This window comes from Nostoc sp. ChiQUE01b (assembly GCF_034531255.1).
Classification (GTDB): Bacteria; Cyanobacteriota; Cyanobacteriia; order Cyanobacteriales; family Nostocaceae; genus Nostoc.
This window is the reverse complement of sequence record NZ_JAVRBM010000023.1, coordinates 42,931-55,810: the sequence shown is the minus strand read 5'-3', so window position 1 is coordinate 55,810 and position 12,880 is coordinate 42,931. Positions and strand designations below refer to the sequence as shown.

Below are 12,880 nucleotides of genomic sequence, written 5' to 3'. Positions count from 1 at the left end.
GTTATTTGACTTACTCATTTTGGTGTTTTCCGCAAGCAAAATGAGCTTTTACTTTCTCAAACCCCAGTTTGCTTTCTCATTTCAGTATATCGCGCACTCATGCCGAAGATTCGCTATGTAGCAAAAATTACTAAAATTAGCTAGATTTTTTCAAAATTGATTAATACACAAGTTGATTAAAGGTTTTAACTTACAGCAGTTTGCAAGTAAGTGAGGTACAAAATGCAAGACTCAACATTAGATATGAAGAGTTTCTACCTCCTACCCTTCGGGTTCAGCAGTTGCTCATGGGGGAAACCCCCAAGACCGCACTGCTTCACCTCCTGCCTCAAAACCCATAACTTTGTACTTCATCCAAAAGAAAACTGCTGTAATTTGAAAAAAGCATAATGCCAAACTGTTACTGTTGTTACACGCTAATCAACATTAATGTTTTTAAATAATTATCAGCGTCTATTTGCGGTTCATGGATATCCCAATCAAAATTAATCCAATATCACAATTACCGCTAGAAGCAACAGAAATTTCTCAAGATTTGCCTCTATCACCTCAAGGTGCAGAGGTAATTTTAGGCAACATTATTGAACCAGAACAATTAGTCATACCTGTAGCACCCAGTCCCGTAACAATGTTTGGGCCTCGTGGTGCTTGTTTAGTATCAAAAACCGGTCCTTTATGGGTATCAGATACAGGACATCATCGATTATTAGGATGGAAAAAAATACCCACAATAAATAGCCAACCTGCTGATTGGGTAATTGGACAACCTGATTTTTATCATGAAGGACAAAATGCTAAAAGTACACCGGGAAACACAACCTTAAGTGTACCAACTGGAATTTGTGCTTGTGGTGAAGGGTTAGCGGTAGCAGATGCTTGGAATCATCGAGTTTTAATTTGGAAAAACTTACCACAAGATAACAATGTTCCAGCAGATTTGGTCTTAGGACAAGCTAATTTTATCGATAATGAACCAAATCGGGGAAGTCAACAAGCATCTGCGAGTACAATGCACTGGCCTTATGGTGTTTTCTATCATCAAGGACGGCTATTTATTGCTGATACTGGTAATCGCAGGGTATTAATTTGGCATCACTTACCAACAGAAAAGGGTCAACCTGCTGATTTAGTTTTGGGACAACCAGATATGATATCTCGCAATGAAAATGGCGGTGCTTCTCCAACCGCAGCGAGTATGCGTTGGTGTCACGATATTATCCTTTGGGGAGAAAATTTGGTTGTCAGCGATGCAGGTAATCATCGGGTGATGATTTGGCAGGGAATACCAACAGAAAATAATGCCCCTTGTGCAGTAGTTTTAGGACAAAAAAGCTTTGATTTTGTGGAAATGAATCAAGGAGTTTATTATCCTAGTGCTAGTAGTTTGAGTATGCCTTATGGTGTGGGGGTGGCTGGGGATTGGTTAGTAGTTGCAGATACTGCTAATTCCCGGTTGTTAGGATGGAGAAAGCCAGAATCAATTTTGTCATTGCAAGGTGTAGTGGCAGATGGGTTAGGAGGACAAATAAATTTTCAAAGTAAAGGTGAAAATCGTAATTTCGGACTACCTAAACAAGATAGCTTAAATTGGTGTTACGGAATAAAAATTTGTGGTAATACAGCAGTGATAGCTGATTCTGGAAATAACCGAATTTTGCTGTGGCAGTTTAATAATTCGTAATTCGTAATTTTGGAAAGTCAAATTTATATGGCGGCTGAAGAAATTAGAGTTAGCGGTACTGTTCAAGGAGTGGGATTTCGCCCTACTGTCTATCGTTTTGCTAAAGCCTGTGGTTTGACTGGAGATGTTTGTAATGATGGTCAAGGTGTATTAATTCGGGTATCTGGTAGTGAGGAAGCAATTACACAATTTGTTGCCAGATTGCAAACAGAATGTCCACCGTTGGCAAGAATTAATCAACTAACTAGAACTCCTTTTGAAGGTGAATTTAAATTTGATAATTTCGTGATTTCTAGTAATATCAATAATGCCATTACAACAGAAATTACCCCTGATGCAGCCACTTGTCCACAGTGTCAACAAGAAATATTCGACCCCTTTAGCCGTTTTTATCGCTATCCCTTTACTAACTGTACTCATTGCGGCCCCCGCCTGAGTATTATTCGTGCCATTCCTTATGACAGATGCAATAGCAGTATGTCTGCGTTTGCAATGTGTTCAGAATGTGGAAAGGAATACTACGATGTCGAAAATCGCCGTTTTCACGCCCAACCTGTAGCTTGTCATGTTTGCGGCCCCGCAGCTTGGTTAGAACGTGCTGATGAGAAATCGGTTACTGCTTCCATGTTTTCGATGTTGGATGATGTCGATGCTGTTTGTACCTTGTTGCAAAAGGGTGAGATTGTGGCAATTAAGGGGTTAGGTGGTATTCATCTAGCTTGCGATGCAACACAGGAAACCGTTGTACAAAAACTGCGTCAGCGAAAAAAGCGCTATCATAAACCCTTTGCTTTAATGGCGCGGGATATTGAGATAATTGAACAATATTGTATTGTCAACGCCAAAGAAAAAGAATTATTAACAAGTTCCGTAGCACCAATTGTTTTGCTACAGAAGAAAGCAATAGGAATAAAGGAAAAACTTCTCACTCCTCACTCCTCACTCCTCACTCAGTACTTTATAGCATCGTCGGTAGCATCAGGGCAAAATACCCTTGGTTTTATGTTACCTTATACGCCGTTGCATCATTTAATTCTGCGGCGGATGAATCGCCCAATTGTTTTAACAAGTGGTAATCTTGCTGATGAACCACAATGTATTGATAATGACGAAGCAAGGGAAAAATTAGGGACAATCGCTGATTATTTTATCTTGCACAATCGAGAGATTATTAATCGGGTAGATGATTCGATTGTGCGTGTTATGGGTGATAAAGCTCAAACAATTCGCCGTGCTAGAGGATATGCACCAGCATCAATTAGTTTACCACTGGGATTTCACAAAGTACCGCAAATTTTAGCAATGGGCAGTGAGTTAAAAAATACCTTTTGCCTATTGCGTGAAGGAGAAGCAATTCTCTCTCAACATTTAGGAGATTTAGAAAATGCTGCCACTTTCAACGCTTACCAAGAAAGTTTAAATTTATACTTAAATTTATTTGAGCATCAACCAGAAGTAATCGCCATTGATAAACATCCTGAATATCTCTCAAGCAAACTTGGTAAAGAACTTGCAGACACAAATCAAATCAAAATTTATCCAATTCAACATCATCACGCTCATATCGCCGCTTGCATGGCAGAAAATGGTATTCCCTTAGATTCACCTCCAATATTAGGCATTGCTTTAGATGGTTTAGGTTACGGCGACGATGGCACACTTTGGGGTGGAGAATTTCTTTTAGCAGATTACCGAAAATTCAAACGACTAGCAACATTTAAACCAGTAGCAATGGTTGGTGGTGAACAAGCAATTTATCAGCCTTGGCGTAATACTTATGCTCAACTAGTAGCTGCTAACCTTTGGGATGATTGCGAACAAAAGTATGCTGATTTAGAAATATTTAAGTTTTTGATAAACAAGCCAATTAAGCTACTCAATCAACTTATAGAGAAAGGGATTAACTCTCTTCCAGCTTCTTCAGTGGGGCGATTGTTCGATGCAGTGGCGGCGGCTATCGGTATTTATAGAGATGAATGTAGCTATGAAGGACAAGCTGCGATCGCAATGGAAGCTATAGTAGATGTTAGTAGCTTAAATAATGATAAAGAAGCGCTAATATATCCTTTTATTTTTAGCTTTTCAGATAGTATTTATCGTATAGACCCACGTCCAATGTGGCTAGCCTTGCTCAATGACTTACAGCAGCAAATTCCCCAACCGATTCTAGCCGCCAAATTTCATCAAGGTTTAGCTCATGCGATTGCGGAAATGGTTAAGCATCTTAGTCAAGAAAATCTGATTTATCAGGTAGCCCTAACAGGAGGAGTATTTCAAAATTGTATATTGTTAGAGCAAGTTACCAAACGATTACAAACATTGGGAATAAAAGTACTTACTCACAGCTTAGTTCCAGCTAACGACGGCGGTTTATCTTTAGGACAAGCAGTTATTGCAGCCGCACAATTAATACATGAGTCTTGATGTTTGACAAAATTGTTCTTACAAATAATTCTCTCTGCGTCTCTCTTGCCTCTGTGGTTAATTTATCTTAAAAAATAAAAATGTGCTTAGGAATTCCCGGACAAATTATAGAAATTACCGACGTTAACCATAAATTAGCCACAGTTAACATTGGTGGTGTTAAGCGGCAAGTAAATATTGCTTGTATCGTAGATGAACAACATCCTCCCGAAGATTGTATTGGTGATTGGGTATTAGTACATGTTGGCTTTGCTATGAATCGGATTAACGAACAAGAAGCGGCGGAAACATTAGAATTATTGCAAGAATTAGTAACAGCAACAAATAATACTTACTAAAAAAGTAACTTACTACTTTTCTAACTTAGTATTTGCTTTTTTCTTTGCGCCTTTGCGTCAGGCAATAAAACTACTTCCTATTACCTATGAAATATGTTGACGAATTCCGCGAACCGGAAAAAGCTGAAGCCTTATGCCACGAAATCGCAAATTTATGCCATCGACTAGAAAAACCTATCAAAATCATGGAAGTATGTGGCGGACATACCCATTCTATTTTTAAATATGGTATCGAAGAAATTTTACCCCAAGCCATTGAACTAATTCATGGGCCTGGTTGTCCAGTATGCGTAATGCCAAAAGGGAGATTAGATGATGCGATCACCATCTCTCAAAATCATAACGTCATTTTTGCCACCTTTGGCGACGCAGTGCGAGTTCCTGGTTCCAAAACGAGTTTACTGCAAGCCAGGGCAGAAGGTGCAGACATCCGTATGGTGTACTCTCCCTTAGACAGCCTGCAAATTGCCAGAGATAACCCCGACAAAGAAGTAGTCTTCTTTGCATTAGGCTTTGAAACCACAGCCCCCAGCACCGCCTTCACCATTCTGCAAGCAGCAGCCGAAAAAATTCATAACTTTAGTATGTTTTCCAATCACGTCCTTGTGATTCCCGCCCTTAAAGCACTATTAGATAATCCCGACTTGCAACTGGATGGATTTGTTGGGCCTGGCCACGTCAGCATGGTAATTGGCACTGACCCATATCAATTTATTTCCCAACAATATAATAAGCCAATAGTTGTCTCAGGATTTGAACCCTTAGATATTCTCCAATCAATTTGGATGCTATTGCAACAGCTAGTAGAAAATCGTTGTGAAGTTGAAAACCAATATAACCGAATTGTAGAAAAAAGCGGGAATACAGTAGCCATACAAGCCATAAACAAAGTTTTCGCCGTGCGAGATAATTTCGATTGGCGCGGCTTAGGTGACATTCCTTATTCAGGATTACAAATTCAACCTGAATATGCCCAATTTGATGCCGAACTTAAATTTACCATTCCTAACCTCAAAATAGCCGACCATAAAGCTTGCAAATGTGGAGAAATCCTCAAAGGAGTCTTAAAGCCTTGGGAGTGCAAAGTATTCGGTACAGCTTGCACACCAGAAACACCAATCGGTACTTGTATGGTATCTTCCGAAGGCGCTTGTGCAGCCTATTACAAATATGGGCGACTCTCCACCATTGCCAAAAGAACAATCACCCAAAAACCAAAAATCACTCAAGAACCTCTCCCCGCCTGCGGCTTCTCCTCAGACTAAATACTCAGCGTACCTCTGCGCTTCCCTCTGCGTCCCTTTGCGTTAAAAAAAATTTTAATATGAACATTTTCCCCACAAACTCAATACAAAATCCCCTATTTCAAAGTATAAAAAAAGTCCCTCGTCGCCAAACTAAAGTGCAAGACACTCATATAACTCTCGCACATGGTAGCGGTGGTAAAGCCATGCGTGATTTAATAGACGATATCTTTGTCAGTAATTTTGATAACCCAATTCTCTCACAACTAGAAGACCAAGCCAGCTTCAACTTAGCCCCTCTCCTCCAACAAGGAGATAGACTCGCATTTACAACAGATTCTTATGTAGTAGACCCCTTATTTTTTCCCGGTAGTGATATAGGAGAATTAGCCATAAACGGTACAGTTAATGATTTAGCTGTCAGTGGTGCTAAACCTTTATATCTAACTTGTAGCGTTATTTTAGAAGAAGGATTACCAGTAGAAACATTACGGCGAGTCGCAGCCAGTATGAAAGCAGCCGCAAAAGAAGCTGGTATTCAAATTGTTACTGGTGACACAAAAGTTGTACATCGCGGTGCTGCCGATAAACTCTTTATTAATACTGCTGGTATTGGTGTCATCCCACGAGGAATTAGTATTTCCGCCCACAATATTAAACCTGGAGATGCCGTAATAATTAATGGTGAAATAGGCAATCATGGGGCTGCAATTTTAATTGCCCGTGGGGAATTAGCCTTAGAAACTAATATTGAAAGTGATTGTCAGCCGTTGCATAGTTTAGTAAAAACTATTCTCCATGTCTGTCCCCAAATTCATGCTATGCGAGATGCTACACGCGGTGGTTTAGCTACAGTACTAAATGAATTCGCCCTCAGTTCTAATATAGGAATTCGTCTCTTTGAAGAATCTATCCCAGTGCGCGAAGAAGTGAATGGAGTTTGCGAAATTCTCGGTTTAGACCCGTTATATTTAGCTAATGAAGGTAAGTTAGTTGTGGTGGTAGCAGCTAAATATGCAGAAACTGTTTTATCAGCTATGAAATTACACCCAGCAGGCAAAGATGCTTGTATTATTGGCGAAGTTATTCCTTCACCCCCAGGTATCGTATTGTTAAAAACAGTTTTTGGTGCTGAAAGGATTGTTGATATGTTAGTAGGCGACCAACTACCACGAATTTGTTAATATTTCATAGATTTTATAATATGCACGAATTTGGAATTACCCAAAATATTGTGGCAATTGTAGCTGAACAGGCCAAAGGCGCAAAAGTGCAGCGAGTTTTATTAGAAATCGGCAAACTTTCAGCCATCATGCCCGATGCTATCCGATTTTGTTTTGATATTTGCACTCAAGGCACAGTTTTAGCAGGGGCGACATTAGAAATTTTAGAAATTCCTGGATTAGGGCGATGTCGCCAATGCGGTGCAGAAGTTTATTTAGATAAACCATTTGGAATTTGTAATTGCAGTAGCGTGCAATTAGATTTAATTACTGGTGAAGAACTTAAAATTAAAGAAATAGAAATAGAGGAATTATGTGTGTAACTTGCGGTTGTTCTGATGGCGAAACTAAAATTACCAATTTGGAAACAGGTGAAGCTGAACATAACCATCATCATCATACTCACACTTTATCAGATGGTACTGTCATCACTCATTCTCACAGTCACGACACTCATATAGAAGCGTCTCAAATTCATGCCAAAATACATAATACAACAATATCTTTAGAACAAGATATATTGGCAAAGAATAACTTGATAGCTGCCCAAAATCGGGGATGGTTTAAAGGGCGAAATATTCTCGCCTTAAATTTAATGAGTTCTCCCGGTGCAGGGAAAACAACTCTTTTGACTCGCACCATCAATGATTTAAAACATCAATTATCTATTAGTGTCATTGAAGGCGACCAAGAAACTGCTAACGATGCCAAAAAAATTAAAGAAACTGGTTCTAAAGTCATCCAAATCAATACCGGAACAGGCTGTCATTTAGATGCATCAATGATAGACAGGGGTTTACAACAACTGAATCCGCCACTAAATTCAGTTGTGATGATTGAAAATGTGGGGAATTTGGTTTGTCCAGCCTTATTTGATTTAGGAGAAAATGCAAAAGTCGTGATTCTCTCCGTCACGGAGGGAGAAGATAAGCCGATAAAATATCCCCACATGTTTCGTGCTAGTGATATTATGATTCTCACTAAAATTGATTTACTGCCTTATGTAGATTTTGATGTTCAAAAGTGCATAGAATATGCTATGCAAGTAAATCCCCAAATTCAGATTTTTCAGGTTTCTGCAACTACTGGTGCTGGGTTAGAGAACTGGTATAAATGGATAACTGAAAGTTTGCTGTCTAAATTCGCACCATACCCTACCATACAGTCATGAATGACTTGACAATAAAAAAATTACACCCGGAAGTTAAAAATAATTTCCGGGTGTAAGTTTGTCGGGTTCAAATTATGAACTTGTCAGACTAATTTCTCCAAAATTCTAGATAAGCTGGATGTCTAAATTAACTGCGAAATTAGCAGGCTTATTCTCAAGAGTCGCAAATTGACTTCCTTGGAATAACAACCCACCAGTTACCTCATTGTAGCTGAAACCACTGAAGTCAGTAGTACCAAATCCAATTTTAGAAATCTGAATCTTGTCACCTTCCACCCAATTGAAGTCCTTGATAACGTCAAGTCCTTCAACCTTAGAATTGAAAACAAACTGATCAGCACCAGTACCACCAGTTAGAATATCATTGCCAGCCCCGCCAACGAGGAGATCATTGCCAGCACCACCAAACAGCGCGTCATCACCAGCACCACCATTGAGGATGTCAATGTCAGCAGCACCACGCAGTACATCGCTGTATTGTGTGCCTGTAATTTCAAATCGCTCAATATTGCTGAAATTGAGTACAGATTTGCCAGTAAAGCTGCTCAAGATGGCATTTTGATTTTGGACAACACCAGCACCGTTGTTAAACTGGCTGTAGTCTGCAATTAGAGTATCAGTGCCAGCACCACCGTTGAAAGTATCATTGCCAGGACTGCCAAACAGCAGGTCATCACCAGCACCGCCATTGAGGATGTCATCGCCAGCAGTACCACGCAATACATCATTGTATTTTGTGCCTGTAATTTCAAATCGCTCAATATTGCTGTAGTTGAGTACGGGATTATCCCCATTCAAGCGGCTGAAGATGGCATTTTGACGTTGGAATGCCACTTCAACACCAAAACCGTTGTCAAACTTGCTGTAGTCTGCAACTAGGGTATCAGTGCCAGCACCACCATTAACAATACCATCTGTATCAGTGATTCTGTCATTACCATCGCCACCATTGAGGGTATCATAGCCAGCACCACCAATCAGCGTGTCATCACCAGCACCACCATTGAGGATGTCATTGCCAGCAGCACCACGCAGTACATCGCCGTATTGTGTACCTGTAATTTCAAATCGCTCAATATTGCTGTAGTTGAGTACGGGATTCCCAGTCAAGCGGCTGAAGATGGCATTTTGACGTTGGAATGCCACTTCAACACCAAAACCGTTGTCAAACTTGCTGTAGTCTGCAATTAGAGTATCAGCGCCAGCACCACCATCGACAATACCATCTGTGTCAAATATTCTGTCATTGCCATCGCCGCCATTGAGGGTATCAAAGCCGATTCCACCATATAGGCTATCGTTACCAGCTCCACCAAATAGGTTGTCATTACCTTCATCGCCATAAATTGTGTCGTTCTGAGATTTACCCGCTAGGTAGTCATCGCCTCCTTTTCCAGAGAGCAACCAAGATTGTCCATCATCGTCAGCTGTAAAATTGTTGTTAAAATTATTACCAGTGTATGTTCCCATTTGAATTTCTCCTTAATTCTTGAATAATGTTTTCGATGAGGCGATAAGCCTCGTTTTAAGCCGGTAAATATCCTGTTTTTGGGTGCTTTACCCTTTCGTTTTTCAGGACTCCTTTACTTTAGGTTTGTTGTTCGATCGCGTCGATGGAGATAAGTTATGGAAAATTAAGGAGATAATTAAGTCGAATTTTTCTAAAAAATTAAGGTCGAAGAAGAGGACAAGTACGGTATCTGGAAAACTTCTCTCTACGGTGTACAGCTGGGGAGTGGGGAGTAGGGAGTAGGGAATAGGGCTGAAGGCTTTTCGAGTTGTAGGGAGTTTTTTCACGCAATCAAATCATAGTCCTATAGATGATTGGTTTTTGAAGACGCGATAAATCGCGTCTCTACATGAGGGTTTTGTTGCTCATTCTGAACTGTATGTATTGACATATAATTCTTTTGACCTGCACATTGATTGCATCGACTTGCACATTGATTGCATCGACCTGCACATTGATTGCATCGACCTGCACATTGATTGCATCGACTTGCACATTGATTGCATCGACTTGCACATTGATTGCATCGACTTGCACCTTGATTGCATCGGCTATTGTTTATATAATTTCTGACTCAAATCTCGAAAGCACCTAGAGCTTTGAGGACATCTTTTTGAGCCGTCGTGATTCCTGTTACGTTTGTGATATTGGTTCCTTGATAGGGTCTGTCAGGATTGAGTATTTTTAAAGATTCGCCCGTTTGGGCATCCCAAATCTGAATAGTTCCGTTTTGGCTGCCGCTAGCGATCGCATAATATTCTGTAAAGTTGCCAAATGCGATCGCCGATCGCATCGCATGAGTCATGACAGGCAGTACTTTCAGGCAAACCCCTGTATGCCTATCCCAAATTCTCACTGTTTGATCTAAGCTGCTACCTGCCAAAATATCACCTTCTGGACTAAAAGCAACTGACCAAACACTGTTACTGTGTCCCTGAAATATATTGAGACATTCACCTGTATCAACTGACCACAGACGAACTGTTTCATCTTCACTAGCGCTACTGAGGATTTGCCCATCTGGACTAAAAGCAACTGACCAAACCCAACCTAAATGTCCGGCAAAATTGACAACAAGTTTCCCAGTTGCAACTTCCCAAAGACGAAGCTCACCTTCTGCATCTCCTATAGCTAATAATGTTCCATCTGGGCTAAAAGCAATACCAGCAAACACCATACCAAAGGTTTCAGCAAAAACACACTGACTCAAATCAGAAGATTCAAAATTAACATTATGCAAATTCACATCTTGTAAATAGGCTTGCCAAATCGTTAAATTTGAAAAATCGTAGTTAGTTAAAGTTGATTGCAGTTGACAAAGTAAATTTAAAATATTACCGCCTGCATATCCAGTTTTGAGTGACGATATACCTCGTAGCTTGTTCAAACATTGAGTGAGTAGGTTCTCAATTGTGAATTTTTCACTAACTTCTATTAATAAGCGATCTAATAATAAGCGTTCAAGAATAGGCTTCAGGATGAAACGAACTTGTGTTTCTCGCACATAGTCTTGTGCAGTAGCTCTGAGTAACGCATGAGTTTTGAACAGCAAATTTTTTTGGTCGGCATTCGCTTCTAAACCTGCCAAGATTTCTTGACAAACTTGAGCAACTAATTTCTCGGTGACATATTCCATTACCATCGGCTGAAGTGAAAACTGTGCCCGATGTTTTGCAATCAGTGTCAGCTTGCTTTTCTCAATTAGAGAGCGCTGCTCTAAGGATTCTAGAACTTCAATTAAATTCTGTGGTGATATAGGTGGAAAGATATCCGATCGCAGTTCCGCAAATGAAGCAGAATCACGATAGATAGCAAGCCAATAAATAACTGTTTTCTCAGATTCAGAAAGCCGTTCAAATTGTTGAGAAATTAGATTGCGAATATTCCCAATAACTAACGTTTCCTGTTTAAGAAAATCAGAAATACTGCCATCAAATAATTTTTGAATCGTTGTTGCAATAATTTTCAATGCTAAGGGATTTGCTGCATAACCTTCAACTAAACGATTCCATTCTTCTTTTGAACCTTGGAAATTACCTTTTAACTGTAAAAGTTGTTGTGCTTCTGTTTTCTGCAATCCGCTCAATTGAAAAGCTCGAACGGGTAAGCTTGCTCCTTCTAAAAGGCGAATTTCTGGAGGCTGATCTCGACTTGTTATAACTAAACAGCTTTGATGGCGAATTTCTCCTATTTGTCTAAATATTTCGCCATAAGCTTCATAGCCTTCGATATAAGATGATTTAGATTTATCGTTGTGTTGTAAGATGGTTTCAACATTATCAAAAATTACTAAACAACGCTGCGATCGCAAATAATTCAGCAGACGCGAAATTTTGCCTTCAACGGTTTCTGGATAATCAATTTCTTGCTGATGATGAGTTTATGGGGGATGGTATTCTGGTACTATTTGGTGCCCCAATCGCTAAAGAAGATGATGCCCTCAGAGCCGTTACCTGCGCCTGTGCTATGCAATTAGCAATGGGTGGCGTTAATGAAAAGATGAAAACCCTCGGCTGGCCACCATTAGAAATGGGGATTGGTATTAACACGGGTGAAGTTATAGTCGGCAATATTGGTTCCGAGAAGCGGACTAAATATGGAATTGTAGGTAGTCAAGTAAATCTCACATATCGAATTGAGTCATATACTAGTGGCGGTCAAATTCTCATTTCAGAGCAGACTTTCAAAGAAGTCGGGTCAAGCGTCAAAATTATTGGAGAAAAGCAAGTTCAGCCGAAAGGTATGAGCCAACCAATTACCATTTACGAAGTATATGGTGTGCGTGGACGATACAATCTTTATTTACTCAAAGAAGAAGAAATATTTTTCCCTGTTCCTCAAGAAATTCTGCTTTTATACACTATTCTGCATGACAAGCAAATGAGTAATACGGTATTTTATGGGAGGTTAGTCAAACTATCAGCAAAAGGAGCAGAAATACAAGTAGATACTACCAATGAAGTACCACCTAATTTAACTAATATTAAAATAAATTTTTTAACATCTAATAACTCATCACAATTGAGTGAAGATATCTATGCCAAAGTCTTAGAAAAACTGGCAGATGTAGGCAGGTTTTATATTCATTTTACATCTGTTCCTCCAGCAGTCGTAACTCAATTTGATAAGCTGTATCAGATGATTTATCAAAAAAATAATTAAGCAGCAGACAAATTATTACATCGTAGCATAACTTTGCTTCCCTTTAACAAAGATACAGGCGGAACGACAAATTGAAGTAAACACCATAATTTGGGCAAAGCTTTGGGTAAAAATCTGGTTTAAATTT

General features: G+C 39.7%; 11 protein-coding genes. 8 read left to right on the top strand and 3 right to left on the bottom strand.

Annotated elements, in window-relative coordinates:
- The first annotated feature begins 466 nt into the window (after positions 1-466).
- From RMY63_RS17095 to hypB, 7 genes are all read left to right on the top strand, one after another.
- On the top strand, positions 467-1,681 hold the full coding sequence (locus RMY63_RS17095; RefSeq protein WP_322729837.1) for a hypothetical protein: 1,215 nt from the start codon (positions 467-469) through the stop codon (positions 1,679-1,681).
- 27 nt (positions 1,682-1,708) lie between these two features.
- Positions 1,709-4,105, top strand: coding sequence for a carbamoyltransferase HypF (gene hypF, locus RMY63_RS17090; protein ID WP_322729875.1), 2,397 nt, complete (start codon positions 1,709-1,711; stop codon positions 4,103-4,105).
- Between the two features lie 80 nt (positions 4,106-4,185).
- Positions 4,186-4,443, top strand: a complete 258-nt coding sequence (locus RMY63_RS17085; protein ID WP_322729836.1) for a HypC/HybG/HupF family hydrogenase formation chaperone — start codon at positions 4,186-4,188, stop codon at positions 4,441-4,443.
- A gap of 86 nt (positions 4,444-4,529) precedes the next feature.
- Positions 4,530-5,708 carry a hydrogenase formation protein HypD gene (gene hypD / locus RMY63_RS17080; protein ID WP_322729835.1) on the top strand — a complete coding sequence of 393 codons (1,179 nt, stop codon included), beginning with the start codon at positions 4,530-4,532 and terminating at the stop codon, positions 5,706-5,708.
- Positions 5,709-5,767: 59 nt separating this feature from the next.
- Positions 5,768-6,871 carry a hydrogenase expression/formation protein HypE gene (gene hypE, locus RMY63_RS17075; RefSeq protein ID WP_322729834.1) on the top strand — a complete coding sequence of 368 codons (1,104 nt, stop codon included), beginning with the start codon at positions 5,768-5,770 and terminating at the stop codon, positions 6,869-6,871.
- Positions 6,872-6,891: 20 nt separating this feature from the next.
- Positions 6,892-7,233, top strand: a complete 342-nt coding sequence (locus RMY63_RS17070) for a hydrogenase maturation nickel metallochaperone HypA (RefSeq protein ID WP_322729833.1) — start codon at positions 6,892-6,894, stop codon at positions 7,231-7,233.
- Entirely contained in the window at positions 7,224-8,081 is an 858-nt protein-coding gene (gene hypB / locus RMY63_RS17065) for a hydrogenase nickel incorporation protein HypB (RefSeq protein WP_322729832.1), read from the top strand. Before RMY63_RS17070 ends, hypB begins: the two co-directional genes overlap by 10 nt.
- Positions 8,082-8,186: 105 nt before the next feature.
- On the opposite strand, the gene RMY63_RS17060 is transcribed toward hypB, so the two are convergent.
- From RMY63_RS17060 to RMY63_RS17050, 3 genes are all read right to left on the bottom strand, one after another.
- Positions 8,187-9,551, bottom strand: coding sequence for a calcium-binding protein (locus RMY63_RS17060; protein WP_322729831.1), 1,365 nt, complete (start codon positions 9,549-9,551; stop codon positions 8,187-8,189).
- A 385-nt stretch (positions 9,552-9,936) separates the two neighbouring features.
- On the bottom strand, positions 9,937-10,128 hold the full coding sequence (locus tag RMY63_RS17055) for a hypothetical protein (RefSeq protein WP_322729830.1): 192 nt from the start codon (positions 10,126-10,128) through the stop codon (positions 9,937-9,939).
- Between the two features lie 37 nt (positions 10,129-10,165).
- Positions 10,166-11,902, bottom strand: a complete 1,737-nt coding sequence (locus RMY63_RS17050; protein WP_322729829.1) for a hypothetical protein — start codon at positions 11,900-11,902, stop codon at positions 10,166-10,168.
- Between the two features lie 71 nt (positions 11,903-11,973).
- Between RMY63_RS17050 and RMY63_RS17045 the strand changes: the two genes are divergently transcribed.
- Complete coding sequence (locus RMY63_RS17045; protein WP_322729828.1) at positions 11,974-12,753, top strand: adenylate/guanylate cyclase domain-containing protein; 780 nt, start codon at positions 11,974-11,976, stop codon at positions 12,751-12,753.
- Positions 12,754-12,880 lie beyond the last annotated feature (127 nt).

Bases quoted from the DNA above. Each gene is read 5' to 3' on its own strand.
- RMY63_RS17095 (WP_322729837.1), top strand. From the start codon at position 467: ATGGATATCCCAATCAAAATTAATCCAATATCACAATTACCGCTAGAA.
- RMY63_RS17060 (WP_322729831.1), bottom strand. From the start codon at position 9,551: ATGGGAACATACACTGGTAATAATTTTAACAACAATTTTACAGCTGAC.
- hypE (WP_322729834.1), top strand. From the start codon at position 5,768: ATGAACATTTTCCCCACAAACTCAATACAAAATCCCCTATTTCAAAGT.
- RMY63_RS17045 (WP_322729828.1), top strand. From the start codon at position 11,974: ATGGGGGATGGTATTCTGGTACTATTTGGTGCCCCAATCGCTAAAGAA.
- hypF (WP_322729875.1), top strand. From the start codon at position 1,709: ATGGCGGCTGAAGAAATTAGAGTTAGCGGTACTGTTCAAGGAGTGGGA.
- hypD (WP_322729835.1), top strand. From the start codon at position 4,530: ATGAAATATGTTGACGAATTCCGCGAACCGGAAAAAGCTGAAGCCTTA.
- hypB (WP_322729832.1), top strand. From the start codon at position 7,224: ATGTGTGTAACTTGCGGTTGTTCTGATGGCGAAACTAAAATTACCAAT.
- RMY63_RS17085 (WP_322729836.1), top strand. From the start codon at position 4,186: ATGTGCTTAGGAATTCCCGGACAAATTATAGAAATTACCGACGTTAAC.
- RMY63_RS17070 (WP_322729833.1), top strand. From the start codon at position 6,892: ATGCACGAATTTGGAATTACCCAAAATATTGTGGCAATTGTAGCTGAA.